25 protein-coding genes are annotated in these 25,601 nt (G+C 35.6%); 8 read left to right on the plus strand and 17 right to left on the minus strand.

Going from position 1 to position 25,601, the window contains the following annotated elements:
- Position 1: 1 nt before the first annotated feature.
- Together mmuM and QWY87_RS02225 are read right to left on the minus strand one after the other, a co-directional pair.
- Positions 2-922, minus strand: a complete 921-nt coding sequence (mmuM, locus tag QWY87_RS02220) for a homocysteine S-methyltransferase (RefSeq protein WP_290287747.1) — start codon at positions 920-922, stop codon at positions 2-4.
- 19 nt (positions 923-941) lie between these two features.
- A complete protein-coding gene (locus QWY87_RS02225; protein ID WP_290287748.1) occupies positions 942-1,772 on the minus strand; it encodes a DUF695 domain-containing protein in 831 nt (276 codons plus the stop codon).
- 86 nt (positions 1,773-1,858) lie between these two features.
- Between QWY87_RS02225 and QWY87_RS02230 the strand changes: the two genes are divergently transcribed.
- Positions 1,859-2,197: a toxin-antitoxin system YwqK family antitoxin gene (locus QWY87_RS02230; protein ID WP_290287749.1), complete on the plus strand. Its 339-nt coding sequence runs from the start codon at positions 1,859-1,861 to the stop codon at positions 2,195-2,197.
- Positions 2,198-2,207: 10 nt separating this feature from the next.
- Here the strand turns inward: QWY87_RS02230 and QWY87_RS02235 are convergent, their stop codons facing one another.
- Positions 2,208-3,260 (minus strand): endonuclease/exonuclease/phosphatase family protein, encoded by a 1,053-nt coding sequence (locus QWY87_RS02235; protein WP_290287750.1) that lies wholly within the window; start codon positions 3,258-3,260, stop codon positions 2,208-2,210.
- Positions 3,261-3,407: 147 nt separating this feature from the next.
- Here QWY87_RS02235 and QWY87_RS02240 point away from each other — a divergent pair, with 147 nt between their 5' ends.
- Positions 3,408-6,206, plus strand: coding sequence for a peptidase associated/transthyretin-like domain-containing protein (locus QWY87_RS02240; protein WP_290287751.1), 2,799 nt, complete (start codon positions 3,408-3,410; stop codon positions 6,204-6,206).
- On the plus strand, positions 6,203-7,591 hold the full coding sequence (locus QWY87_RS02245) for a DUF5689 domain-containing protein (RefSeq protein WP_290287752.1): 1,389 nt from the start codon (positions 6,203-6,205) through the stop codon (positions 7,589-7,591). The genes QWY87_RS02240 and QWY87_RS02245 overlap by 4 nt, the downstream gene beginning before the upstream one ends.
- A 20-nt stretch (positions 7,592-7,611) precedes the next feature.
- On the opposite strand, the gene QWY87_RS02250 is transcribed toward QWY87_RS02245, so the two are convergent.
- A complete protein-coding gene (locus QWY87_RS02250; RefSeq protein WP_290287754.1) occupies positions 7,612-8,556 on the minus strand; it encodes an endonuclease/exonuclease/phosphatase family protein in 945 nt (314 codons plus the stop codon).
- 76 nt (positions 8,557-8,632) lie between these two features.
- On the opposite strand from QWY87_RS02250, the gene hflX reads away from it, so the two are divergent.
- On the plus strand, positions 8,633-9,856 hold the full coding sequence (hflX, locus tag QWY87_RS02255) for a GTPase HflX (RefSeq protein WP_290287755.1): 1,224 nt from the start codon (positions 8,633-8,635) through the stop codon (positions 9,854-9,856).
- Here hflX and QWY87_RS02260 read toward each other — a convergent pair.
- From QWY87_RS02260 to QWY87_RS02280, 5 genes are all read right to left on the minus strand, one after another.
- Complete coding sequence (locus QWY87_RS02260; RefSeq protein ID WP_290287756.1) at positions 9,853-10,929, minus strand: CNNM domain-containing protein; 1,077 nt, start codon at positions 10,927-10,929, stop codon at positions 9,853-9,855. The two genes, hflX and QWY87_RS02260, sit on opposite strands and share 4 nt — an antisense overlap.
- Before the next feature lie 90 nt (positions 10,930-11,019).
- Positions 11,020-11,943 carry a DUF3078 domain-containing protein gene (locus QWY87_RS02265; protein ID WP_290287757.1) on the minus strand — a complete coding sequence of 308 codons (924 nt, stop codon included), beginning with the start codon at positions 11,941-11,943 and terminating at the stop codon, positions 11,020-11,022.
- 62 nt (positions 11,944-12,005) lie between these two features.
- Positions 12,006-12,515 carry a DUF2480 family protein gene (locus tag QWY87_RS02270; RefSeq protein WP_290287758.1) on the minus strand — a complete coding sequence of 170 codons (510 nt, stop codon included), beginning with the start codon at positions 12,513-12,515 and terminating at the stop codon, positions 12,006-12,008.
- A 23-nt stretch (positions 12,516-12,538) separates the two neighbouring features.
- Complete coding sequence (locus tag QWY87_RS02275; RefSeq protein ID WP_290287759.1) at positions 12,539-12,859, minus strand: DUF59 domain-containing protein; 321 nt, start codon at positions 12,857-12,859, stop codon at positions 12,539-12,541.
- 72 nt (positions 12,860-12,931) lie between these two features.
- Positions 12,932-13,354 carry a SufE family protein gene (locus tag QWY87_RS02280; protein WP_290287760.1) on the minus strand — a complete coding sequence of 141 codons (423 nt, stop codon included), beginning with the start codon at positions 13,352-13,354 and terminating at the stop codon, positions 12,932-12,934.
- A gap of 42 nt (positions 13,355-13,396) precedes the next feature.
- On the opposite strand from QWY87_RS02280, the gene QWY87_RS02285 reads away from it, so the two are divergent.
- Genes QWY87_RS02285 through QWY87_RS02295 form a run of 3 tightly spaced genes read left to right on the plus strand, consistent with a single transcriptional unit; the run spans position 13,397 to position 16,730 of the window.
- The gene (locus QWY87_RS02285) at positions 13,397-14,326 is read left to right on the plus strand and encodes a PfkB family carbohydrate kinase (protein WP_290287761.1); all 930 of its coding nucleotides are present in this window, start codon (positions 13,397-13,399) and stop codon (positions 14,324-14,326) included.
- A 12-nt stretch (positions 14,327-14,338) separates the two neighbouring features.
- Positions 14,339-16,231, plus strand: coding sequence for an amidophosphoribosyltransferase (locus QWY87_RS02290; RefSeq protein WP_290287762.1), 1,893 nt, complete (start codon positions 14,339-14,341; stop codon positions 16,229-16,231).
- A 22-nt stretch (positions 16,232-16,253) separates the two neighbouring features.
- The gene (locus QWY87_RS02295) at positions 16,254-16,730 is read left to right on the plus strand and encodes a hypothetical protein (RefSeq protein WP_290287763.1); all 477 of its coding nucleotides are present in this window, start codon (positions 16,254-16,256) and stop codon (positions 16,728-16,730) included.
- A 1-nt stretch (position 16,731) separates the two neighbouring features.
- Here QWY87_RS02295 and QWY87_RS02300 read toward each other — a convergent pair whose 3' ends face one another.
- The 5 genes from QWY87_RS02300 to QWY87_RS02320 form a co-directional block, all read right to left on the minus strand.
- The gene (locus QWY87_RS02300; protein ID WP_290287764.1) at positions 16,732-17,160 is read right to left on the minus strand and encodes a DUF6646 family protein; all 429 of its coding nucleotides are present in this window, start codon (positions 17,158-17,160) and stop codon (positions 16,732-16,734) included.
- 697 nt (positions 17,161-17,857) lie between these two features.
- The gene (amaB, locus tag QWY87_RS02305; protein ID WP_290287765.1) at positions 17,858-19,411 is read right to left on the minus strand and encodes an L-piperidine-6-carboxylate dehydrogenase; all 1,554 of its coding nucleotides are present in this window, start codon (positions 19,409-19,411) and stop codon (positions 17,858-17,860) included.
- 180 nt (positions 19,412-19,591) lie between these two features.
- Positions 19,592-20,845, minus strand: coding sequence for an outer membrane beta-barrel protein (locus tag QWY87_RS02310; protein ID WP_290287766.1), 1,254 nt, complete (start codon positions 20,843-20,845; stop codon positions 19,592-19,594).
- A gap of 16 nt (positions 20,846-20,861) precedes the next feature.
- The gene (locus QWY87_RS02315; protein ID WP_290287767.1) at positions 20,862-21,404 is read right to left on the minus strand and encodes an RNA polymerase sigma factor; all 543 of its coding nucleotides are present in this window, start codon (positions 21,402-21,404) and stop codon (positions 20,862-20,864) included.
- Positions 21,373-21,831 carry a hypothetical protein gene (locus tag QWY87_RS02320; RefSeq protein WP_290287768.1) on the minus strand — a complete coding sequence of 153 codons (459 nt, stop codon included), beginning with the start codon at positions 21,829-21,831 and terminating at the stop codon, positions 21,373-21,375. The genes QWY87_RS02315 and QWY87_RS02320 overlap by 32 nt, the downstream gene beginning before the upstream one ends.
- Before the next feature lie 102 nt (positions 21,832-21,933).
- Between QWY87_RS02320 and QWY87_RS02325 the strand changes: the two genes are divergently transcribed.
- On the plus strand, positions 21,934-22,902 hold the full coding sequence (locus QWY87_RS02325) for an acyl transferase (protein WP_290287769.1): 969 nt from the start codon (positions 21,934-21,936) through the stop codon (positions 22,900-22,902).
- On the opposite strand, the gene QWY87_RS02330 is transcribed toward QWY87_RS02325, so the two are convergent.
- The 3 genes from QWY87_RS02330 to QWY87_RS02340 form a co-directional block, all read right to left on the minus strand.
- A complete protein-coding gene (locus tag QWY87_RS02330) occupies positions 22,899-23,471 on the minus strand; it encodes a phosphatase PAP2 family protein (protein WP_290287770.1) in 573 nt (190 codons plus the stop codon). The two genes, QWY87_RS02325 and QWY87_RS02330, sit on opposite strands and share 4 nt — an antisense overlap.
- A gap of 1 nt (position 23,472) precedes the next feature.
- Entirely contained in the window at positions 23,473-23,757 is a 285-nt protein-coding gene (locus tag QWY87_RS02335; RefSeq protein ID WP_290287771.1) for a Sec-independent protein translocase subunit TatA/TatB, read from the minus strand.
- Between the two features lie 76 nt (positions 23,758-23,833).
- A complete protein-coding gene (locus QWY87_RS02340) occupies positions 23,834-25,570 on the minus strand; it encodes an alpha/beta hydrolase-fold protein (protein ID WP_290287772.1) in 1,737 nt (578 codons plus the stop codon).
- Between the last annotated feature and the right edge of the window lie 31 nt (positions 25,571-25,601).

Below are 25,601 nucleotides of genomic sequence, written 5' to 3' on the forward strand. Positions count from 1 at the left end.
ATTATAAAGGGCTTTGCTGCTGAAAAAGTTTACTAATTCGGGAGATATGCTCTGGCCCAATCCTGCAACAACCTCCGATAATATCGGCCCCTTTTTCATTCCATTCAAGTGCCATTTTTTCAAACCCTTTAGGGTCAGTTACGCCAAACCATGATTTGGATTTAACATGGTAAACTTCTCCAGAGTTAGGATAAACGATAATTCTTTTATCAGGAGCATACTTTTTCAAAGCACCTATGATTTCTGTGATATATTTTGGGGCAGTGCAATTAACACCAATGGCGAATACAGCTGGATGATTGGCAAACAGCGCAGCGGCTTCGCTGATTTTATGACCATCATTTAAGTAAATTTCATCTCTGCACGAGAAGGATATCCAACTTGGTTTGGAAGATGCATTGAGCAATTCTGACAACACCCTTAATTCTTGTAGACTTGGGATGGTTTCAAAAGCAAAAAAATCAGCATTACTTGGTTGTAATAAATCAATTCTGGATTTATGGAAAAGATGCAAGTCTTCATCGCTAATACTATAGGCTCCTGTATATTCAGATCCATCGGCTAAAAAAGCCCCATAAGGCCCCATGCTGGCAGCAACATATATAACAGGACTATTGTGCGCTTTATCTATAAATAATTGACGCGCTTTTAAACATAATTCAAGTGATTTCAAGATGAACAGCTCTGCATTTGTTTTGCGATGCCCTAAGCGCAGATATCCTTCTATAGAAGCCTGGTAACCCGAGCTCGTAATGCAAGTTGCTCCAGCCTCAAGATAGGCCATATGGGCCTCAATGATAAGCTCCGGATTTGTTTGTATCAAGAGAGCCGTCCAAAGAGGATGCTCAAGATTACAGCCCATTGTTTCAAGAACATTTGATAGCCCGCCGTCAAGTACCATAGGATAAGATAGCTGTTCCATATTGAAAATTTATTAGGTGTTAATCCTTTGATATTACTTCAGTACTCCACCCATCATATTGACCCTTTGACGAAACAGATAGGCTTCTCATCATGGTTGTTAGTTTATAAATGGAAAAGGGATCTATAGAGTCTTGACGTGAAACTGTAAGTTGATAAGGCAAAGATTTGTCTTTTTTATAGGCAATAGAGTCAAGAGAAAATTCAAGTTTTGTTAAGGTTTTGCTCAGGCGGTTTCTTTTTTCCACATCTTTAAAATAGAGCCAATGGTTAACTTTTCTAAGTCCTTTAAGGTCATCACCCTGAAGAACTAAATCGTGAAGGTAGTCTTGATCAACTAAAAACTCGGCAGAAAAATCCTGGGGATAAAGATAATTATGGTAATAATCCCATGACTTATCTCTTTTGATTTCAACATAGGGTTTAATTTTCGAGAAGTTGCTTTTAAACATTCTGGTTAGTTCGCTTCTAAGGCCCACGGTATCCTTGACATAAAAAATGTCAAATCCCATACATTGATAGGTTATAAAACCAACTAATCTATTTGGAGTGATCTTATCAATAATAATAGCGGCTGAGTCTGAAACTGATAAAACATCCTCCAGGCCCTCTTCAGAAGGAAATCCATTTTTTAAACATTTTGGGAACTGCCCTCCGACTACCAATAAATTTTTATAATTAGGCTTAGCAAGGTCAAGGCTTAAATCTAATGTGATTGACATGACACCTTGCTTTTTCATCGTTACAAATTCGATCCAGTCATCCTGAGCAAAAGAGGAGATTGTAGAACTGAAATAGAACATCAGCGTCAAAAAGAATATAGTCAATTTTTTAAAGGATAATAAGCTCAATCGTAAGGGTTTAAATTATGATTAAAATCATAGGAAAAAAACGTAAAGCGACCTATATTTATTCAGGGCTTTAAAGAACTAAATTAATGAAAAAGATAATCATTTCCTTATTCTTTGTAATTTCTTGCAATTTTACTTTTTCCCAAGAAACAAAGAACCAAAAAATAGAACCCATTGGAGATCTGCTGGAAGTTACGATCTATTATGATGATGGAGCTATTATGCAACATGGCTTTATGACTAAAGAACACGAACTACACGCGTCCTGGGAAAGTTATTACGCTAATGGCAATAGAAAATGTGTCGCTATTTATGACCATGGTAAAAAAGTAGGTACCTGGTATTATTGGTTCATGGATAAAAAGACCAAAGTAGTTTACGAAAACAATGAAATTGTAGAAGTGGAAGAGATGGACATTGAATAAATTCTTTACGTTATTTGTCGGAAAAGGGTTTAATTAATTGCACATAAACAGGGAAATGATCGCTGTAACCTCCAGCGTAGCGATTGTTTTCGAAACTTCTCAAGGGGTAACCTTTGTATTTTCCTTTTTGCGAGATTAAATAGGATGGGTTATAAATACCAGCCCGATAAAACACATATCCATTGATGCTGCTGTTATCACTTTTTAAATTTGATGAAAGTATAATTTGATCAAATAGATGCAGGCCATCCCTGTATGACATTGAATTCCATCCTTTTTTAAACATGACTTCCATAGGGTTGAAAAATGGGTACAAGACATTGTTTTCTGCCTGTATGGGTTTTAGGAGGCCTTTTTTGATACTCTTGTCAATCGGGTCATCATTAAAATCTCCTAAGATTAATATTTTTGCCTCAGGATTTGCTAAGGTGATGCTATCAGTCAATTGCCTTACCAAATATGCGGTTTTCATTCTTTTGGTTTCGCTCCTGGATTTGCCCCCTCTCCGGGAAGGCCAATGATTCACAATGATGTGTATTTCGTCATTGTCCAGAATTCCATTTACGTAAAGAATATCTCTGGTATAAATTCTTTCGCCCCGCTCGTTCCATAATCTCACTTCTATGAATTTGGTTTCTAATGGCAGAAAATCTGCTTCTCTATAAAGTAAAGCCACATCAATGCCTCTTCTGTCAGGAGAATCTTTTTGTATAATTTGATAGGCAAAATTTTGCAGTTTGATTGTATGAACTAAATCATCAAGAACTTTAAAGTTTTCAATTTCTGCCAAGCCTATGATGCATGGACCAGAATTGATCTTGCCTGAGCCAATTTCTGATATCACTCTAGCCGTCTTATTGATCTTTTCTATATAGTCTGTCTTTGAATAATGATTTTTACCATTGAGTGTATAATCTTCATCAAAGGTTAACGAATCGTCAACAGTATCAAATAAGTTCTCAACATTATAAAAACCAATTGTTTTGATATGATACTTCTCTGAATTTTGCCAGTTTGTTTGAAAACTAGCAATAAGAAATATGATGATGAAAAAGAATCTCATTAACACTGATGATTAAGTTCTTTATATATATCCAATCCTTTCGAAAGTCAACATCTTAAGCCAGTTAATACTGCTTTATAAAAGACTGTTTACCTTATTTATTAATTGACATCAAAAGAATAAGAATGAATCAGTTAACACATGTTTATGAATATAAAACCCCTATTTGGCCTTGTTATTTATTTTCTAATTGGGTTAACGGTTAGAGGTCAGATAAAAATCAAGGGGAGGTTTGTAGATCATGCTTCCAGTAACTATTTAGAGCATGTAAGTATTCAAATTGAAAACGAATCTGAAATACAATTTACCGATCGTGAAGGCTACTTTGAAATGAATACACTCCTCGAAAAGAAAGCAGTGCTTGTCTGTAAGTTAGAGGAATATGAAACGTTGAGAATTCCATTACAATTATCAATTTATCAGGATAATGTAGACCTGGGTTTTATATCTCTTATTAGTTTAAAGAAGACGGTTTCTAATAAGGCTTGGTTTGAACTGAGTCAAGAAGAGGTAGAGGGAGGGTCTAATGAAATAGATAATATTTCGGTCTTACTAACTGCCGGGAAGGATGTTTTTTCAAGAGCTGCGGCCTATGATTTTGGGAGTAATTTTTTCAGACCCAGATTTCTTGGCTCGGAACATGGAATTGTGATGCTCAATGGTGTTGCGTTGAATAAAATAACTTCTGGCAGGCCTGAATGGAGTAATTGGGGGGGCTTAAATGATGCCTTGAGAAAACAAGAACAGTTTGCTGAGATGCATGCCACAAATTATGGCCTTGGCGGAATGGCAAAAAGTATAAATATGAATAGCGAAGCGAGCAGACAAAATAAGAGTATCAAGTTTTCAATGGCAGTAGCTAATAAAAATTACCAAAGTAGGATGATGCTCACATATGCTACTGGTCTTTTAAAGAATGGCTGGGCATTTATGTTTTCAGGATCTTTCAGGAAGGCAGATGAAGGATTTAGACGAGGAACTAATTATGATGCGAAATCATTACTTGTTTCAATTGACAAAGAATTTGGTACAAGACATCGATTGAATTCAAGCCTAATTTATGCCGATAACTTACGAGGTAAATCATCACCTATGACGCAAGAAGTATTTGAGTTAAAAAGCAATGTGTATAATTCTTATTGGGGCTATCAGTTGGACGCAAAAAGGAATTCTAGAGAAAAAAGAATTCTAGAGCCCATATTTCAATTGAATCATGATTTTAGGCTAAATGAAAGGCTGAGAATTCAGTCACATTTGACGTATCAATTTGGTCAATCGAGTGCAAGCAGGATGGATTATGGCGGACATTCCTTATCGTATAATTCTGAATTTTTAACTGGAGGAGGAAGCAATCCTGATCCTTCTTATTATCAAAAATTACCCAGTTATTTTTTGAGAGATTCCTCGAATCCTAATTATACAAAAGCTTATTTAGCAGAAAAAGAATTTAAAAACAATGGGCAGATAAAATGGGAAGAATTATATGAGGCAAACCTCAACCAACCAGAAGGTAAAAACGCTATTTATGCGTTATATGATGACAGGCAAGACAGTGAATACCTGTCTTTAAAAACAAATTTTTCATTTGACTTTAAAAGTAATTTTTTGTTTGAAGGCTCATTGTACACGAGTAGATTCTCCTTTGAAAATTATGCCTTTATGAAAGACCTAATGGGAGGGGCAGGCTATCTTGATATAGATTCTTTTGCAGATGACCTGAATGAAGCCCAAAACGATCTGAAAAACCCAAATAGAATTGTCGAAGAAAAAGAGAAATTCAGATATCACTATACATTGCAAGCGAAGGAGTCAAGAATATTTTTGAAGACAAGTCATTCCTCAAAGAAAAGCAATGTTTTTTTGGGGGTGGAATTGGCTTTGACTGATTACCAAAGAAATGGTATTTATGAAAACGGAGCGAATCCTGGGAGCGCCTCTCTAGGGAAAAGCAGCCCACTCAGTTTTATAACATCAGGGGTAAAAGCAGGGTTCTCGTATAGGTTTACAGGAAGGCATATATTGTTGATCAATGCGAATTACCTTGAAAATGCTCCGACAATTAAAAACGCATTTTCAAATGTCAGGGTTAGCAATGACCTTGTCAAAGACCTAAAGTCAAATGCTCTATATGGCATTGATCTTAAATATATGTGGAGGCATCCGGTAATTCAGGCAACACTTTCTGGATACTTATTGAAACTGACTGGTTTAACGAATATTTCGTTCTACTATGCAGATGGCCTGACTGGTTTGGAGAATCAAGAGAGTAGTGCCTATGTACAAGAGATTCTTACAGGAATTGATAAGCAGAATGTCGGATTGGAATTCGCTATCGAAGCACGTATTTTAGCAAATGTTAAACTCAGGGGAATTGCTGCGATAGGGAATTCAATATATGCTTCAGATCCTGAACTATACCTTACTTCTAATTCAATTGAAGGAGCCTTGGATCTTGGAAAATCTTTTTTAAAGGGATACTATGCTTCTGGCGGACCCCAAAAAGCATTTTCCTTTGGATTTGAGTATTCTAGCCCTAAGTATTGGTGGCTTAGTTCAAGCTTTAACTTTTTTGACAAATCCTTTATTTCAATCGCTCCCATAGCAAGAACTAGAAATTTTTTTCTCGACTCTGATGGCTTGCCAATTAATGGAATCGATCCTGAAATTACAAAAGGTCTGCTGAAGCAAGAATCATTAAAGCATTATATGACGCTAAATCTTGTAGGGGGCAAATCCTGGAAGATTAAAAATTGGTATGTAGGCTTTTTTGCCTCTTTAAATAACCTCATGAATTCCGTTTATAAAACGGGTGGATATGAACAATCCAGAAATGCCAATTATCGCACTTTACTAGAAGATAAAAATAGAGAAAAGCCTTTGTTTGGGCCTAAATACTGGTTTAGTTATGGAACTACTTTTTTCACTTCAATGTATATCAGAATATGAAAAACCCACTTGGAATAGCTTTGTGGTATCTGTATTTATCCTCCTTTTTAGGATGTGTTGAGCTACAAGAAATTTCTGTTAGCGACATAGAAATAGTGGAGCCTGAGATCAATGAAACAAGTAACATAGCAGCGGTTATTTCTGCATACAAGCAATCAGAACTTACTACGTATACATTTGACAAAGATGATCAAACAGTAATCAGTTGTTATGTGATTTCTAGTGATGAAGCAGGAAATTTTTATAAAACTTTAGTAGTTCAAGACCTGGCAGAAAATCCCTTGAATGGTTTGGAAATAAAAATAGATATGAGATCGTATTATGCCAAATACAATTTTGGCAGAAAACTATATATCAATTTTGCTGGTTTAGGCATAACAGAGGTTAATGGGAAGTTTATTGTCGGTTATCAAGTAAGAGATAGGTTGGAAGATATTCCAGCGGCATTATTAGATAGGTTTATTGTTAGATCAACGGAGTCAGTTGAAATAGTGCCTCAATCAATCGATTTAAAGGATTTTTCAAGTAATATGATCAATCGATTTATAGCACTTAAGAACGTTCAATTTTTAGAATCTGATCTCGGTAAATCGTTTGCATCAGAGGCTTATGATAAATTTAATGGGGAGAGAATAATCGAGCAATGCAATACCTTGGCAAAGACCTATCTATTTACAAGTACTTATTCTAATTTCAGCTCGTATTTATTGCCGTCAGAAACTTTTCATTTACTGGGGGTATTGAGTTCAGACTACTATTCAGGCAGTATTAATTTGACTTTAAACTCTCCTGAAGACCTTACATTAACAAATGATCAGCGTTGTGATCCGATACTATTTGAGTGTGAAGAAATTACTTCGGAGGAGGGAAGGAGCGTAATCTTTTATGAAGATTTTGAAGCCTTGAAAACAACAGCTGATATTGAAAAAAATGGTTGGAAAAATATTAATGTCAATTTTGGCAATGAGAGATTTAGGAAAAGAAGCCGTAATGAGAATAGTTTTGTTCAAGTTTCTGCATATGATTCAAATGAATATGTGATGGATGTATGGCTCATAAGCCCTGAGATAGATTTGTCTGGTCTAAAAGGGGCCTATTTTTCTTTTGACACAAGAGCTACATTTGAAGAAGGGTCGGTGCTTACCGTTTGGTTTAGCACAGATTTTATAGAAGATTTTAATGAGTCAAGTTGGCATCAATTGAAAGGCGAAATCTCTATTGGGTCTCGTGATGGTAGTAATGCTATTTTTCTTAACTCAGGCGCAATTCCAATTGGCTGCATTCAAGAAAAAATTCATTTGGGATTTCGATATTTGGGAGCTGATCCCGGAGTATCTACTACCTATGATCTTGATAATGTTTTGATTTTAGGAGTTGAAAATTAGAAGAAAAGAATTTCTCCTTTTTAATCAATCAGTTCCTGTGTCGAATTGAAATATATAAATACAGGAAAATGATCGCTATAACCTCCTTGATAATAACTACCTAAAAAGGTTCTTTTTGGGGAGCCTCGATACCTACCTGATTTTTGAATCAGACAGGGCTCAACATATATTTGAGTAGATTGATAATCAAACCAATTGGCTTCACTTAGTTGATTATTAAAAAGAATTTGATCAAACATGATCCATTTTCCTTTGAATTTAACCGATCCCTTTTTTAGTTTTTGAAAGATTTCCATTGGGTTAAAAAACCCTTTTTCGGCGTACGCTTGTAGGCTTTCACTTAAGGGTTCATCATTAAAATCACCCATGATGATAATTTTAGCTTCCTCTTCTTCTTTCTTAATTTCTTCAATAATATTTTGGACCACTATTGAGGCACTCATTCTTTTGTGGTTCGTTTTACTGGTTCCATCAGTTCTTGACGGCCAATGGTTGAGAATTAGGTGTATGGGTTTGCGAAAAAGCAATCCACTAACATGAATAATATCTCTGGTACTTTCCCCATCTATTTGTGGCTCAAAGTTGACCGAAATGGCCTTATCATCAGTTATTTGAAAATGTTTCTTTTGATATAACAAGGCAACGTGTATGCCTCTTTTATCAGATGACTTATGAAATACATAACCATAGTCATAGCTTTTTAATGCCTCTGATTGAATTAAATCTTCAAGACAAGATTCGTTTTCCACTTCACACACTCCAATTAATACTGGTGGTGTTTCACTACGAATTAAACCAATTTTTGAAATTGTATTTGCCAGATTATCAATTTTTTGACGATATTTAATGTCATCCCAGTTATAGATACCATCTGGAGTGAAATCCTTGTCAAGGGTATTGTCATTTTCTAAGGGATCAAAGAGGTTCTCAAGGTTGTAAAAGGCTATAGCAAAGGTTTGTGACATAGAAATTTATAGAAGGAATGTCCAAAATAGGAAAAAATCAATTAGATTAGAATAAAAAGGGTTGTAAATTTGCGATATGTTAGAAAAGAGGGATTCAAAAATTGAAAACGTTGTATTGGTGGGTGTGATCACCCAAGAACAGAATGAAGAAAAATCTAAAGAATATTTGGATGAGCTTGAATTCTTGACTTATACGGCTGGAGGAGAGGTTGTAAAGCGCTTTGTGCAAAAACTTGAATTCCCGCATCCAAAGACCTTTATTGGTTCCGGAAAATTAGAAGAAGTAAGGTCTTATATCGAAGATGCTGGAATTAAAACTGTGATTTTTGATGATGAATTAAATCCAGCTCAATTGAGAAATGTCGAAAAAATTCTTGACTGTAAGGTGCTTGATCGAACGAATCTTATACTAGACATATTTGCTCAAAGAGCCCAAACGTCTTACGCAAGAACTCAGGTGGAACTTGCTCAATGTCAATATTTGCTTCCAAGACTTACAAGAATGTGGACTCACCTTGAACGTCAAAAAGGAGGGATTGGTTTAAGAGGCCCGGGTGAAACAGAAATTGAAACAGATAGAAGGATTATTAGAGATAAGATTTCTTTATTAAGAAAAAAATTAAAGAAGATTGACAAGCAAATGGCGATGCAGAGGAAGAATCGCGGTAAAATGGTCAGAGTGGCGCTTGTGGGTTATACCAATGTTGGGAAATCGACGCTTATGAATGTGATCAGTAAAAGTGAAGTGTTTGCCGAAAACAAGCTATTTGCTACTTTGGATACTACTGTAAGAAAAGTAGTCATAAGAAACATTCCATTCTTGCTTACTGATACCGTTGGGTTTATCCGAAAGTTACCTACTCAGTTAGTAGAGTCTTTTAAGTCTACGCTGGATGAAGTAAGAGAGGCTGATCTTTTATTACATGTAGTTGATATTTCACACGCTAGCTTTGAAGACCATATTGATTCAGTCAACAAAATTATAAGCGAGATCACGCCCGAAAATGAGGATTCAGATAAGCCGACAATAATGGTTTTTAACAAGATTGATGCATTTGAGCATGAAACGATTGATGAAGATGATTTAACAACAGAACGCAGTAAGGAGCACTATACGCTTGAAGACTGGGAAAAAAGCTGGTATGCCAAAATGGGAAAACATTGTGTTTTTATTTCAGCCTTGAACAAAGACAATTTAGAAGAGTTCAAAAAAATGGTTTTTGAAGAAGTCAAGAAAATTCACATCACCAGATTTCCATATAATGACTTTTTGTACCAGGAGTATGAGTCAGAGAGCTAATCTTTTTTATTCGACTCGTCATCAATGATTCCCAAACGTTTTGCTCTTATTTTCCATAGTTTGCGAGCCAATACTTGAAGATCTTCATCTCCGTCGCTCTCATCAACGATCTCAAATCCGAGTAAGGTCTCAATGATATCCTCCTGCGAAACAATGCCACTTACTGTGCCAAATTCGTCAACAACAATGGCGATATGCTCTTGTTTATCAATTAGTTGATCAAATAATTTCTTAATAGGGGTCTCCCTGTTTGAAACAAATATTTCTCTTGAAATACTTTTTAATTCCATGTCTCCTTTACCATCGATAATCGATTCGAACAATTCATCTTTTAAAAAATAACTAGAGATATCATCAGGTGAATCTTTGTAGATCGGTATCCGCGAAAATTTGAGCTTGGGATTTTTATCGTAAAAGTCTCTGATTTTCATTTGTTCATGAGCTGTTTTAATCACCGTTCTTGGCGTCATGATATCTTTTACAGCCATGTTTCTAAAATCAATAATGTTCTTGATCACCTGACTTTCAGATTCCTGAAATACACCTTCTTCCTGCGCAATATCGGCCATGGCATGGAAATCTTCTCGACTCACGTTTGTGTCATGTTCGCTTTTACCAACGATCCTTGTTGTAAATTCGAGCAACCACAAAATACCGGTATATTTCAATGGAAACATCAAAAGCACAATCATTTTAGTTGAAAAATTCGCCAGGCTTTTCCAATAATTAGCACCTATTGATTTTGGAATTATTTCGGATAAAACCAGAATAAGGAAAGTCATAAGGGCAGAAACAATACCCAAGGCGTTATTTCCTGAGCCAAAAGTTTTTTCTGCCTGAACCCCAACTAGAATTGCCCCAACAGTGTGGGCAATGGTATTGATAGTTAAAATCGTAATTAAGGGCTGGTTAATTCTTTCCTTAAGCTTCTTTAAGATTTTTGCATACGATTTGCCTTCATTTATCTTCACAGTAATAAAAGTGGGTGTAACACTTAAAAGAACTGCTTCAAGAATTGAACAGAGAAAAGAAAAACAAATTGATAGAACTCCGTATACGATTAATAACGTCATTTATCTTTTTTTAGACTAATGTATAAATTAAATTTCGTGCTAAAAAGGTAGACAAAATCTTTGAGTTGTTATAAAAATACGCAAAAACTATTAGTCAAGCGTAATGTTTAAACCAAGTAACCAATACGACTGCAAGTCATTATCAATTGAATCAAAAGTAGCGTCAGGATCTGAATCCAAGGCATAATTAAGTGCTTCTTGCTTGTTCTTTCTCAATCCAAAATCAAATCCTACACCCAAAGACTTCCAGAATGTATAACTAAATGAGTTGGTCCATGTATAATTTGAGTATTCAGAACCTTCATAACTCATAAATACAGATAAGTTAGATTTCAGATTTATACCTTTAAAACTTTTGGTATAATCAGCTACTACCTTAGCACCAAAAGTAGAATCATATTGAGAATCTCCACTACTGAATACAAAATTGTAGTTGGCTGGATGAATCACCACAACTAAATTTTCGATAGGAGTCCAGGTTCCACCCACACCAATATCTAGGAATCCTGGATCGTTGAAATTATTAACCAAGGTTGACCTGTATTCCATCAAAGCAGATACGGCAAATGTCTTTGAGACTTTATATCCATATAATGAACTAAGGCTGAAAACATCAGTTGACACTTCATAGGCGTCACTATCTGAATCATCATCTTTGTCATCAAATTTTACCCAACCAATATTTATATTCGTTGCGTTCTTCCAGAAAAATTTGTCTTCAATTAAATCAGCATAGGCATTAATATTGATACCAAAATTACCGACAGATGAGTTAGGAGTTTCTTTTGAATACCAATTATTAAAGCCAGAAACGCTACCGCCAATGGTTCCTGTTGCTTTTAAGCGCCAACCGGGTAAGGCATCTATTTCGCCTTGAATGGCATCAGCTTTTCCTTGAAGGACAGCAATTGAGTCGTTTTTTACTGCTTGTAAGGCTTTGAGTTCTTCTTTTGTTTGTGCGTTTAAACTACTAAATCCAATAATAAAGGATAAGGCTAGTATAAATTTTTTCATGGGGGAAAATTATTAGGTTTATAAGCGGCAAAAATAATCAAAATAGAGGAGAAACAATAGTACTATGATTTCTTTTTGAATAAAGGTACACTTGAGCAGGCTTCACCAAACATTAATGATTTTACTACAGGCACCAACCTTTGAGTTAGTTGGGCGTAAGCTGAATTTGGAATGTTTTTCTCAGAGCAACCCTTGATAATAACTGGGGCCCCCTCGAATTGGTCAACTGGAATAGTTGCTATAACCTCTTGAAAAATTATATTTTCAAGAAGTTCCAGATCACCTATCACAAATTTCTTTGCAAATGGGGTCAATGAAGCACTAATAAGCAGATAAGCCCAGGAGGGAATAATTGCGTCAGTAGAACATACAACAGCAACATAACTATTGAGATAAGCACTCCAGTCATGTTCCTTTACCGATTCTCTAAAATCCTTTTCTTTTAAAATGATTCCTTCAAATAACCAATCACTAATATCAAGTTTCACTCTGTCCCCGGATGGATAGTAATCCTCCAGATCGAGTGTTATTAGTTTGCTGTTTGCAACTCTATTGATTATTTCTCCTGACATTAATTTTTATTTTGAGATGATATTTATAAAAAACCGAGTTCTAATTTGGCTTCTTCACTCATCATATCTTGTGTCCAGGTAGGGTCGAAAGTGATTTCTACCTCTGCATTTCTAACTTCTTCAATTGATCTTATTTTCTCCTCTACTTCCATAGGAAGCGTCTCTGCTACCGGGCAATTAGGGGAAGTCAATGTCATTAAAACCTTAACATCGGTTTCTTCATTGACAAAAACATCATAAATCAATCCTAATTCATATATATCTACCGGAATTTCAGGATCAAATATAGTTTTGATCATTTCCACAATCTTTTCTCCTAGATCTTCCTTTGTTTTTTCGTTCATGGCGGTTCTTTAAAATCATTCTAAATAAGGGCAAAGATAAGCTAATGCATATTCACAACAAAATATCAAGTACTAGGAGTTTTTCGATTTATAGGCAAGGGCAAAGAGCTTTATTTGTTTTACCATTGACAAGAGTCCATTGGCACGCGTTGGAGATAAATGTTCCTTTAAACCAATTTCATCAATAAAATAGGGGTCATTATTTAAAATGTCATCAGGGCTTTGATTATTATAAACCTTCAAAAGCAGTGAAATAATTCCTTTAGTAAGAATGGCATCGCTATCAGCTGTAAATTGCAGTTTTCCGTCAATATCGTCGGCATGTAGCCAAACTTTTGATTGACAGCCCTTTATGATATTGTCGTCTGATTTGTTGCCTTCGTCAATTTGAGGAAGTGATTTGCCGTTTTCTATAATGAACTCATAGCGTTCCATCCAATCATCGAATAGATCGAAGTCCTCGATAATTTCTTCCTGTAATTCTTTAATAGTCATTTTTTAAACTTATTTTTGCAAAAATAAGTAATTTGAATTGATATGGGAAAACTATTAATCGTTGGAACTGTTGCATTTGATGCAATTGAAACACCTTTTGGTAAGACAGATAAGATTTTAGGCGGGGCTGCCACGTATATTGGTATGTCGGCTTCCTATTTTGGATTAGACGCTGGAATTATTTCGGTTGTAGGAGGAGATTTTCCTGAGAAATATTTACAAATGCTTCGTGACAGAAATATTGATTTGACTGGAGTTGAAGTAGTCAAAGAAGGGAAGACTTTTTTTTGGAGCGGAAAATATGATTATAATCTGAATACAAGAGATACGCTAATTACAGATCTTAACGTTTTAGCAGACTTTAATCCTGTAGTACCTGAGAATTATGAAGATTGCGATTTTTTAATGCTAGGAAATTTACACCCGGCAGTGCAAATGTCTGTGATAAATCAGATTCCGAATAGGCCTAAATTGGTTGTACTTGATACCATGAATTTCTGGATGGATAATACCATGGACGAATTGATGGAGGTTATTGCAAAAATTGATGTCATTACGATAAATGATGAAGAGGCAAGACAGCTTAGTGGAGAGTACTCCCTAGTTAAAGCAGCTCAGAAGATACATGCAATGGGCCCTAAATATGTGGTAATTAAAAAGGGAGAAAACGGCGCTCTATTGTTTAATAACGGAGATGCTTTCTTTGCCCCTGCGCTTCCATTGGAAGAAGTTTTTGATCCAACTGGAGCCGGTGACACTTTTGCCGGAGGGTTTATTGGTTATTTAGCCAGTACTCAGGATATTTCATTTGAGAATATGAAAAGGGCTGTAATCTATGGTTCAAATTTTGCTTCATTCTGTGTTGAGAAATTTGGAATTGAAAGAATGGAGAACCTAAATAGGGATGAAGTTCAACAAAGGTTGAAACAATTCAAAGAACTAACTCAATTTGAAATAGAATTAACACACTAATAGTCAAAGGAAATGAGTGATGCTTTAAAACATGAATGTGGAATTGCAATGGTAAGATTGCTCAAACCTCTTCAGTATTATAAAGACAAATACGGGACTGCTTTTTATGGGATAAATAAGATGTACCTGTTAATGGAAAAGCAACATAACAGGGGCCAGGACGGTGCCGGTTTTGCAAGCATCAAATTTGATGTTGAGCCAGGTACAAGATATATTAGCAGGGTTAGATCGAATGAGCAACAACCGATTCAAGATGTTTTTGCCAAGATTAATTCTCGTCTTAACGATTTATTAGCGGAGCATCCAGATAAGGCGAATGACCTGGATTGGCAATTGGCAAATATGCCTTATTTAGGAAATATTTATTTAGGCCATGTTAGATATGGCACCTTTGGGAATAACAGTATTGAAAGTGTTCACCCTTTTTTAAGGCAAAACAACTGGAAGCATAAAAACCTTATCGTTGCTGGAAATTTTAATATGACTAATTCAGGAGTTCTGTTAAAAGAACTTATAGAATTAGGACAGCATCCAAAAGAAAATACCGATACCGTAACCGTTATGGAGAAAATTGGTCACTTCTTGGATGATGAGGTTTTAGATCTGTATTATAAATTCAAACAAGAAGGAATTAATAAAAAAGAAGCTTCGCCACTTATAGCGAAGGAATTAGATGTTCAAAGAATATTATCAAGAGCATCTAAAAACTGGGATGGAGGTTATGCCATGGCAGGAATGATAGGTCACGGTGATGCCTTTGTGTTGAGAGATCCTGCAGGAATACGTCCCGCTTACTTTTATCAAGATGATGAGGTGGTTGTTGTTGCTTCTGAAAGACCAGTTATACAGACCGTTTTTAATGTCGATTTTGACGATGTCAAAGAAATTGAAAGAGCTCATGCTTTGATTATTAAGAAAGATGGAACTGTTAGTATGAAGCAGGTCATGGACCAGCTTCCAAAAAAATCATGTTCTTTTGAAAGAATTTATTTTTCAAGAGGAAGTGACGCTTCTATATATCAGGAAAGGAAAAAATTAGGAAAGTATATTTTTCCGAAAGTTTTGGAGGCGATTAATAATGACATTTCGAATTCAGTTTTCTCATATATCCCTAATACTGCTGAAACGTCTTTCTACGGAATGACTGAAGCTGCCGAGGAATACTTAAATCAACATAAGCTCGAAACCATTTTAAACGGTAAAAAGAATATTTCTGCACAAAAGTTGACAGAGATTCTTTCAGAGCGTCCTAGAATTGAAAAAATTGCCATTAAAGATGCCAAACTAAGGACTTTTATTACAGATGATAATAGCAGGGATGATCTGGTTGCCCACGTTTATGACGTGACTTATGGAGTGGTAAAACCAAATGATAACCTGGTTATTATTGATGATAGTATTGTTAGAGGGACCACGCTTAAAAAGAGTATTATTAAAATTTTGGATCGGTTAAACCCTAAAAAAATAATCGTAGTTTCTTCTGCACCTCAAATTAGATACCCTGATTGTTATGGGATAGATATGGCTCGAATAGATGAATTCATTGCCTTTAAAGCGACCTTAGAATTATTAAAAGATACAGACCAGTATCATTTAATTGAAGAGGTTTATAATAAGTGCAAGGAAAGTCAGCATGAAGAGCGTCCTGAAAATCATGTAAAGGAAATCTATGCGCCATTCACAGCGGAGCAAATTTCTGATAAAATTGCAGAACTTTTGAAAACGAAGCAAATCAATTCGGAGGTAAAGATCATTTTCCAATCCATTGAAAATTTACATAAAGCTTGTCCAAATCATACCGGTGACTGGTACTTCACTGGAGATTTTCCAACTCCAGGAGGAATGAAGGTCGTAAACAAGGCTTTTATGAATTTTTATGAAGGGAAAAAAGAAAGGGCATATTAACATATATTAATTGAGTAACCTGATGAAATCATTCAACATCTATTTATTTTCATTTGTTCTTTCTGTAATCCTAATAGGATGCAAAAGTCAAAGTTTAGAGACTTCAGCACCTTTTGATATTGTTGAAAAAACTTATTTTTATTGGGTAGGAGGCCAAAAGGGAACACAAGGAACTACAATAACCTTTAAGGGTAAGACCACCTCTACAAACATCTCTTTTTCAAAAGTATATTTTCAGAATCACGAGTACGATGTTAGTCCTGAATTCAATAGCTATGGCTTTACCATTCAAGGAAACTTTGCTAAGTTTAGAGAAAGGGAGAATGTGATGCATAAAGACCCAGCAGAAGAGTATGGCAATAAACCAGCTACTCAGGATAAAAAGATTCCATTTGATATTGAGGATGATGAGGCGATTTTACTGTACTCTGTCAATGGACTTGAAGGATATCATAAAATCACAGGCATCAAGCAGCTAGATAAGGTTTATATGCCTTGATTTAGACGTTAAAACTTATACCTACGGATCCATTGTTACCAAGTTCGGCAAATAAGCCAACTTTCTTGGTGATAAAGTATCGGAATCCAATATATCCGCCAACACCTATTTTTTCACTTGATAAATATCCAATTTCAATACCAGGGTATAAGTCAAATTTACAAGACATGTCAAAAGCAATACCGAGATGAACTTGGGTTCTGGCATAAATAAAGTAGTCATTTTCGTCATCATTAAAATAGACACTTGCTCCTGCACCTATCGCAAAAAGTTCACTTAAACCATAGTCATAAGTTGCCCTGACACCATTTCCGTAGCCATAAGCTTCATAACCAATATTAATTTTAGTATCGCCTTTTCCGTCAAAAGATTGGGCATAAATTGAGACTGGACCCAGTAGAATACACAGGGTAATAATTATTTTTTTCATAGCAAAAGTTTAAAGGATTAAACTCATTAAATAATAACGTAAATCTGTCCAGAATAGTATATTTTTTTAGCCCTTTTTTTACCTGCTCGGCTGGCAGAAAAATTGCGCCGCATTCGTATCATAGAGAGAGGTTAAATTGTCTGATATAATAGGCGAATAAATATATATTCGTTAAGAATATTTTGAGATATGGCTTTGATTTATTGGCGTAAGGATTAAATTTATTCACGACTAATCAACTATTATTTAGTGGTTTGTAGTGTTTAATGATAAAATGCCACCTATAAATTTTAGTATTAAATTAACATTTTTGTAGAGATTTTATTCTGAAGTTGGCACGAATATTGATTTGTTTAAGAATGTGAAAAGATTGGTTTTATTTTGCAAAAATAAATAGATAAACTTTAACATTTGATTGTGATAATTTAGAAAAAGAAGCATTTATTTTGTAATAGCTATTTAGAGCCAAAAAGTTGTCATGCTGGTCTTTTGAGACAACTAAAAAATTGAAATAAGATTGAAATTTCATTGTAAAGACAACAACAAAAGGAAACAGATTGCGTTAGAATTATATTAGGATAGAAAAAACGCTTTAAAAATATTTAAAATAAGGTTTGGTTAGTTGATTTTGGTTGATTTATTTCAACCAAATGTCGCCCCGAGGGATCGGGGCGATTTTTTTTGGTATATCCCGATGTTAGAGATCAAATTTTATCCCTTGCGCTAAAGGTAAGTCTGCAGTGTAGTTTATCGTATTAGTTTGTCTTCTCATATAGACCTTCCAGGCATCTGATCCTGATTCACGACCTCCACCTGTTTCTTTTTCACCTCCAAAAGCACCTCCGATTTCAGCACCAGAAGTTCCAATATTCACATTAGCAATACCACAATCAGAACCGGCAACTGAAAGAAACATTTCAGCCTCTCGCAGGTTATTTGTCATAATGGCCGATGAAAGACCTTGTACAACTCCATTCTGAAGTGCTATGGCATTCTGTAATTCTCCTGAATACTTTAAAAGATATAATATAGGGGCAAATGTTTCGTGTTGTACAATGTTAAATTTGTTATTAGCCTCAGCAATTGCCGGTTTAACATAACAACCGCTTTCATAACCTTCTCCATCTAAAACACCGCCTTCAAGTAATAAATTCCCTCCTTCTTTAACAACTTCTTCAATCGCTTTTTTATACATATTAACAGCATCAACGTCAATCAATGGGCCAACATGATTGTTCTCATCTAGAGGGTTTCCAATACGCAATTGAGAATAGGCTTCAACTAAAGCATCTTTAACTTTATCATAAATGCTATCATGAATGATTAGCCTTCTGGTTGAAGTACATCGTTGTCCTGCTGTTCCAACGGCTCCGAAAACGGCCCCAATAATAGTCATTTTAATATCCGCATCAGGGCTCACAATGATGGCATTGTTCCCTCCCAATTCTAAAAGTGATTTTCCAAGTCGTCCGGCAACTTTTTGAGCAACGATTTTACCCATTCGAATTGAACCAGTAGCAGATACCAATGGCACTCTTTGATCAGAGGTCATCATTTCACCAACCTTGTAATCACCATTAATTAAGCAAGAGATACCTTCTGGTAAGCCGTTGGCTTTAAAAACTTGTGCTGCAATATTTTGACAGGCAATTCCGCAAAGTGGTGCTTTCTCACTAGGTTTCCACACACATACATCTCCGCAAATCCATGCCAAGGCTGTATTCCATGCCCAAACTGCAACGGGGAAGTTAAATGCTGAAATGATACCAACTATACCTAAAGCATGATACTGTTCATACATTCTATGCCCAGGGCGCTCGCTGTGCATTGTCAGTCCATGTAATTGTCTGGATAGTCCAACTGCAAAATCACAGATATCAATCATTTCCTGAACTTCTCCCAAACCTTCCTGAAGACTTTTTCCCATTTCGTATGAAACCAGTTTTCCAAGAGGGTCTTTTAACTCTCTTAATTTATCACCAAACTGCCTCACCACTTCTCCTCTTTGAGGAGCCGGTACTTTTCGCCATTCAAGAAATGCATCGCTTGCAGTGGACAAAACATTTTCATAATCCTCAGCGGTGGTAGTTTTAACTTTTGCTATTAGCTTACCATCAACTGGTGAAAAGGAGGATAAGAGTTCTCCATTGGAGAAAAAATTTGATCCTGTGGAACTCCCATCATTGATTTCTATTACGCCTAATTGAGCCAAGGCCTCCTTGATTCCATAATCAGTTGCGACTAATCCCATACTTTTATTTTTTATATTATTAATTGTCCTTAAAGTCTACATCCCTAAGATGTATAGAAATGTAAAATTAATAGGATTTAGCGTAAGAATTCGCTATTATTTATAAATATTTAAAATCAATGTAAGAAAAATAAGAATTTCTTAATTAGAGAGGGATAAGTGAATTGAAGAAACAAGCTATTAAAACTTGTAATTCAAGCCTGAATAAAGACCAAAATAGTAAGGTCTGAAATTCCCGGAATTACCCGAATAAGTATTGAATTGATACTTAAACATAGGTGCTACATTTAAATACCAGCTTTTACTGATTTTATAATCAAGATCGACACCGACATTTCCACTAAAATTAATGTCGTTTAAGTTATTAGCGCCCCCCAAATCAGTCACGGATGTAGGAGTTATCATTGAGACTGAATTATTAGATAAAATAAGGGTACTAAAACCACCAACCAGGTTCAGTCCTATTTTTTTATCGTAAAGATTGTATTTCATTTCAATCGGTAATTCAAAATATTCAATCGACTGATTTAATTCTCCACTAACGCTTGATTTATTGAGTTCATTACTACTACCACCAGCTGACTTATTTACAGGGGTCAGAATCACACCCGGCTTGTCGGTATTGATATTGTTAAAGGCGCTTTTGGATGAAGAAATTACGGCATTTACATCTTGTGTATTATAGGCTAATTCAACCTTGTTAACACCAGATTGAATAAAGAATTTATTTGAAACCTGGTAATTTACTTTTACTCCAATAGAAAGCGCGTTATCTGAGCTTTTCGAATTGTTTGTTAAATCATCATTTAATGGAGATCCATTTTGGAGAGAATTATAATAGACTGGAGCAACAGTTGGTCCTACAGACCATTTTTTGTCGATGGTAGTATTGCGGGTATTAATTTTCTCAGGAATTTCGTCCATTCGGTCAGCAATCGATTGAGATTCATTTATGTTATCAAGAAAATCATCCTTATCCACGACGTACTTATCTTCAATACTAGAATACATTGAAGCTATTTCATTGTCGGTTACGATTACCTTATTATTCGGTTTTTTAATAAATATGGGTTTACCTGATTTTCTGTTGATTTTTACTTCATCTGAATTTTCAGCCAATTCAGTAGAAGGCTTGACAAAAACAGGAGTTAAAGGAGTTTCTTTTTTATTATCAACATCCTTTGTTTCTGATTCACTTAACGGTTGGCTAATTGCCGGAACCGCATCATTGTTAAGAAAGAACAAGCCAGCTGTAATTACAGCGGCAAACATTACGGCAATACCACTTAGCCTTTTCCAAAGAGCAATTGGAGGCCTTGCAGTTTTACCATTTAATGAGCCTTCAATTTTATTCCAAACTCGCTTACTTGGATAAATTTCCAAATCTTTTAAGTTTTCTTGAAAAACCCTGTCTATGTTTTTTCTTTCTAACATTTACTTTTAAGATTGTTTAAAACAACCCTGCATTTTTTTGTTGCTGACTTAATTCAACTTTTTCTTTTAAAATTAATCTTGCACGAGACAAGTTTGATTTTGACGTTCCCTCTGCTATATGAAGCATATGGGATATTTCTTTATGAGAAAAACCATCTAAGACATAAAGGTTAAATACCATTCTGTATCTCTCAGGTAATTCCTGAATAATTTTCAATAAATAATCAAGTGAAATATCACTTTCATTTATTTCAACTTCAACTTCTTCCGGATAATTTTCTTCAACCAAGTTCAACACCTTCTTTTGACGATATGTCTGTAAGGCTGTATTGATTACTATCCTCTTCATCCACCCTTCAAAGGAACCCTTGAAGCGAAACTGATCAATTTTTTTAAAAATAGTGATAAAAGCTTCTTGTAAATTATCTTCAGCTTCTTGCTGTGTCTTGGAATATTTCAAGCATATAGCAAATAGCTTACCAGAGAAAAGGTGGTATACCTCAGACTGGGAGATGATATCTCCGTTTTTACATTTTAATATGAGTTTCTTTAAACTCATTGGCTTTTTCTTCACTTAAATTAATTACCGGGACCTCTATGGTTAAATAAATAGGGTCTCCATTATCATCATCTCCTTGCCAGAATCTGAAAATATACGGGCTCTTCTGTAAAGCATGAACTTTAAAGGTGAGCTCTTGTTCAAGATCTATGGTTTCACAATCGTTACTTTCAATAACAAGTGAAATCACAGCTACATTTCTTGCATCTAAATCATATTCATATAGTATATCACTATTGACATAACAGTCATTAGGTACTATATATTTTACAGAGAGATCATAGACTTCTCCGTGAATAAACTCTTCTGGTACCAGGGCATCTTCAATAGGCAGCAACTCATAATGGTACGCATAGCTGTCATCATCCGAGCAGGACACCATCAATATAACGGCAAAAATTACGAAAAATATCTTTTTAATGACCATTATTTAACAAAAAATCAAGTTACTGGTACTTTTAAAGATGCCTATTTGGTAATTGGTTGCGTAAAAAAGGGCTATTTTTGCTAAAAAAGGAAGCCTTTAGACATGGATTTATTCAATACCCCAAATTTTCAAAAGTTTGAGCTTGAGGCCATGAAAATATTTAAGTATCAAGCCACAAACAATAAAATTTACCGTCGTTTTATAGACCTATTGGGCATTGATTTTAAACAAGTTGATCGCTTGCAAAAAGTTCCTTTCCTTCCGATTGAATTTTTTAAATCTCATGATATTCTTTCTACAAATAACCCGATTGAACAGGTATTTACCAGTAGCGGCACAACAGGAATGATGCCGAGCCGTCATTTGGTCACAGACTTGAAAGTTTATGAAGCAAGTTTCAGAAAAGGCTTTGATTATTTTTATGGAAGTATTGAAGATTATACGGTTCTAGCCCTACTTCCTGGGTATTTAGAGAGAAAAGGCTCGTCTTTGATTTACATGGTTGATGATCTGATTAAAAAAAGTAATTCTAAACACAGTGGGTTTTATTTGAATGAACTGGACGCTTTAGCAGATATATTGATCGAGCTAGATGAAAAAGGGGAGAAGATACTCTTGATAGGAGTAACCTACGCTTTACTTGATCTTATTGAAAAGCGAGATTTTCAGCTTAACAATACCATAATCATGGAGACTGGAGGGATGAAAGGAAAACGAAGGGAACTTGTCAGGACTGAATTACATGAACTGCTCTCCAATGGTTTTGGTGTAGCACAGATACATTCTGAATATGGTATGACAGAATTACTCTCCCAGGCCTATTCTTTAGGCGACGGCGTTTTTGAAACCCCACCCTGGATGCATATTCTTATAAGAGACACGGAAGATCCTTTTCAAGAGCTATTGACCGGTAGAACAGGAGGAATCAATGTAATAGATTTAGCGAATATTAATTCCTGTTCATTTATTGCGACACAAGATCTTGGAAGAAAGGTTGGCGAAAATAAATTTGAGGTCTTAGGTAGATTTGATCACTCGGATATTCGCGGTTGCAACTTAATGGTTGTTTAGTATTTTTTTTCTATCCAAAGGAGTAAGGGCAGGCTAATTTTATAAAACAGATAACCGATCAGTAAGCCTAAAATTGCCCCGGTAAACACATCCAATGGGAAATGAACACCAATATACATACGGCTGTAAGAAAACAAGACAGGCCAGATGAAAAACAAGATGGTATAGTTATAATGTTTCCTCAGTGTCAAATACATAAATAAGGTAATCGCCGAAGAGGTTGTGGCATGACCTGAAACGAAGCTAAAACTTGTATTGTTTTTAAGAATTCTAATCACTTCATTGATTGAAGGATCTCTGTTCGGTCTAAGTCTTTCAAAGTAATTTTTTAGGAAAACGGTGAATTGATCTGAAAAAGTGACAAGTAAGGCCGCCAATAGCATTAAACCAATTGTTTTTTTCCAGCCAAAACTTTTAAAAATGAGGTATAAGAATAATAGATAAAGAGGAATCCAACTCAATTGATTGGTTACTAAAAGCCAAAAACTATCCCAGTTTTCTGTTCCAAAACTATTGATAAGGACCAATAGATCTTTATCATATTGAATAAGTTTATCTAAAAAATTCAAGTTATAAATTTCTTTTTATTGGTCCGGTCATGTCATCTATATTGTCCTGAACCTTGGTCTTGATCTTCTTAATATCTTTTTGAATATCGCTTGTAAGACTAGCGTCAATCCCTTGTTTTTTAGCACTTTCAGTGATTTCTTTCTTTACTTCGTTTGTAGCACTTTTCAATTGCTGCATACCCTTTCCTAGGCCACGAGCAAGCTCAGGTAATTTGTCAGCACCAAAAAGCATCACGACGATAACAAGGATGATAAAAATTTCTGCTCCACTTATAAATAAAAACATATTCTTTCAATTACTCCACAAAGATAAGATAAATACTCATTTGACAGCAGTAAGAAGCCAATGGCATGCCAGTTTTTTACTCTTTGTATCTCCAACTGGTCAGATCAGCGCCAACAGGGGCAGATTCAGCGATTCTTTTCATAATTTTAGGGACGTACATTGAATTGTATCTTAAGCGAGATATATGGTTTGGGTTTTCCTGATCCCCATTCCAGCAATGCTCGGCTCTGTCACCATAATCTACTTCTCCTTCATAATAAGGGCTGGTTGTACTTTCTAAAAAAGCCTCCATAGAATAGACTGCGTTGTTAAGATAGTAATTGTCCATGTCTCCGCAATAAATGTGAATCTTTCCTTTGAGTTTTTCTCCTAATTTATCCCAGTCGCGTTCCAAAATATGTCTAAGGTCATAGTTCTCTTTCCAATATTCTGCTACTTCATGATTGATATCACCCGTATACTTATCCCAGATCCTTTCAGGGTAGCCATCTTTTCCCTGAGGTGAATATGTCGCTTCCCAAATATCAAATTGCTGGCCAGAACGTGATTTGTCACCCAGGGCCAGCTCGAGATGATTGTCTTGTTTTACCGTTGAGCTGATTTGTCCGAGATAATCCCTGCGAGAAGGAACTTCTAAAGTCTTGAAGTCGGTGTCATAGAAATAGGCATTTTGATCTTTATAAATGTCTGTTAGACAATAGCTGCTAAAATCAATCGGATCAGGGCAGGCAGCAAAGCAACCATTGTATTCATCCGGGTATTTTACCTGAACGGCCAAAGCCTCCCAGCCTCCTGTAGAGCCACCATAAAGAAAACGAGACCAGCCTTCTCCCATGCCCTGAAATTCTTTTTCAATATGCGGAATGAGTTCGTAGGTTATGGCATCTCCATAAGGCCCCTGACTAGCTGAATTAACAGCATAAGAGTCATCGTAATAGGGAGTTGGATGTTGGATTTCAATAATAATAAACCTTGGAAAATCGGGCTCATTCCATCTTTTATAAAAATCATAGGCCTCTTGTTGTTGGGTGATATTATAACCTTCAACACTGAATCTTTCTGAATAATCGGGCTCTAGATTTTCATCTGGGGGCGTGGTCCTAAACCCTCCAAAATCTGAAGGAAAATGCCCGTGAAAGATCATTAAAGGGTATTTGGCTTCAGGATGTTTCTCAAAATTCTTAGGCATTAAAATGTGAGCTCCCAGATAGATGTCGCGACCCCAGAAAGCCGATAGTTTTTCTGATTTGAACTTAATATGTTTGATCCATTCCGTGTCTTTTGGTTCTTCAATTTCAGGAATAACCTGGTCAAGTACTATTTCAAAATTTTCAAGCCCATTCTTACCTGCTTTTACCTTAAAAGGTTTGCTGAAGAGGTTGCCCGGAGAACGGTTCCATTGTTGCCCTTCGCCATTATCCATTGGAAGTTTTACGGTTTGACCGGTAGACAGTTCAAATGTTTCATATACATGAAAGACGGCCTGTACATAATAGTCACCTTCTTTTAAACCTGACAAATTTTCTACAGGAAACCCGAAGGATTCACTGTCGAATCGTATTTTTTCCCCATAGACATGGTCATTTATATTCATTCCAAAAACGACCTGTGTTTTTAAACCACCATTGATTTGGAACCTGGGTTCAGTGTCATTATTATTTGCGAAGATTAAAAGAAGCCTCCCGTCTTCAGGTATCGTTTCTTGATCTGTTTCAAGAATAATGCTGATTTCAGGACCAGAATTTGTCGTTTTTTGAGTGCAAGCTGTTATTGTGAGTAAGATAAAACTTAGTAAAAAAAGAAAATGTTTCATGAAAATAAATTTGAGAACAAGTTAGTAATAA

Origin of the sequence: Lutimonas halocynthiae (assembly GCF_030409835.1) — a bacterium.
Classification (GTDB): Bacteria; Bacteroidota; Bacteroidia; order Flavobacteriales; family Flavobacteriaceae; genus Lutimonas; species Lutimonas halocynthiae.

Excerpts from the sequence above, each read along its gene's own strand:
- mmuM (WP_290287747.1), bottom strand. The coding sequence starts at position 922 with ATGGAACAGCTATCTTATCCTATGGTACTTGACGGCGGGCTATCAAAT.
- QWY87_RS02230 (WP_290287749.1), top strand. The coding sequence starts at position 1,859 with ATGAAAAAGATAATCATTTCCTTATTCTTTGTAATTTCTTGCAATTTT.
- QWY87_RS02235 (WP_290287750.1), bottom strand. The coding sequence starts at position 3,260 with ATGAGATTCTTTTTCATCATCATATTTCTTATTGCTAGTTTTCAAACA.
- QWY87_RS02240 (WP_290287751.1), top strand. The coding sequence starts at position 3,408 with ATGAATATAAAACCCCTATTTGGCCTTGTTATTTATTTTCTAATTGGG.
- QWY87_RS02245 (WP_290287752.1), top strand. The coding sequence starts at position 6,203 with ATGAAAAACCCACTTGGAATAGCTTTGTGGTATCTGTATTTATCCTCC.
- QWY87_RS02250 (WP_290287754.1), bottom strand. The coding sequence starts at position 8,556 with ATGTCACAAACCTTTGCTATAGCCTTTTACAACCTTGAGAACCTCTTT.
- hflX (WP_290287755.1), top strand. The coding sequence starts at position 8,633 with ATGTTAGAAAAGAGGGATTCAAAAATTGAAAACGTTGTATTGGTGGGT.
- QWY87_RS02260 (WP_290287756.1), bottom strand. The coding sequence starts at position 10,929 with ATGACGTTATTAATCGTATACGGAGTTCTATCAATTTGTTTTTCTTTT.
- QWY87_RS02265 (WP_290287757.1), bottom strand. The coding sequence starts at position 11,943 with ATGAAAAAATTTATACTAGCCTTATCCTTTATTATTGGATTTAGTAGT.
- QWY87_RS02270 (WP_290287758.1), bottom strand. The coding sequence starts at position 12,515 with ATGTCAGGAGAAATAATCAATAGAGTTGCAAACAGCAAACTAATAACA.
- QWY87_RS02275 (WP_290287759.1), bottom strand. The coding sequence starts at position 12,859 with ATGAACGAAAAAACAAAGGAAGATCTAGGAGAAAAGATTGTGGAAATG.
- QWY87_RS02280 (WP_290287760.1), bottom strand. The coding sequence starts at position 13,354 with ATGACTATTAAAGAATTACAGGAAGAAATTATCGAGGACTTCGATCTA.
- QWY87_RS02285 (WP_290287761.1), top strand. The coding sequence starts at position 13,397 with ATGGGAAAACTATTAATCGTTGGAACTGTTGCATTTGATGCAATTGAA.
- QWY87_RS02290 (WP_290287762.1), top strand. The coding sequence starts at position 14,339 with ATGAGTGATGCTTTAAAACATGAATGTGGAATTGCAATGGTAAGATTG.
- QWY87_RS02295 (WP_290287763.1), top strand. The coding sequence starts at position 16,254 with ATGAAATCATTCAACATCTATTTATTTTCATTTGTTCTTTCTGTAATC.
- QWY87_RS02300 (WP_290287764.1), bottom strand. The coding sequence starts at position 17,160 with ATGAAAAAAATAATTATTACCCTGTGTATTCTACTGGGTCCAGTCTCA.
- amaB (WP_290287765.1), bottom strand. The coding sequence starts at position 19,411 with ATGGGATTAGTCGCAACTGATTATGGAATCAAGGAGGCCTTGGCTCAA.
- QWY87_RS02310 (WP_290287766.1), bottom strand. The coding sequence starts at position 20,845 with ATGTTAGAAAGAAAAAACATAGACAGGGTTTTTCAAGAAAACTTAAAA.
- QWY87_RS02315 (WP_290287767.1), bottom strand. The coding sequence starts at position 21,404 with ATGAGTTTAAAGAAACTCATATTAAAATGTAAAAACGGAGATATCATC.
- QWY87_RS02320 (WP_290287768.1), bottom strand. The coding sequence starts at position 21,831 with ATGGTCATTAAAAAGATATTTTTCGTAATTTTTGCCGTTATATTGATG.
- QWY87_RS02325 (WP_290287769.1), top strand. The coding sequence starts at position 21,934 with ATGGATTTATTCAATACCCCAAATTTTCAAAAGTTTGAGCTTGAGGCC.
- QWY87_RS02335 (WP_290287771.1), bottom strand. The coding sequence starts at position 23,757 with ATGTTTTTATTTATAAGTGGAGCAGAAATTTTTATCATCCTTGTTATC.
- QWY87_RS02340 (WP_290287772.1), bottom strand. The coding sequence starts at position 25,570 with ATGAAACATTTTCTTTTTTTACTAAGTTTTATCTTACTCACAATAACA.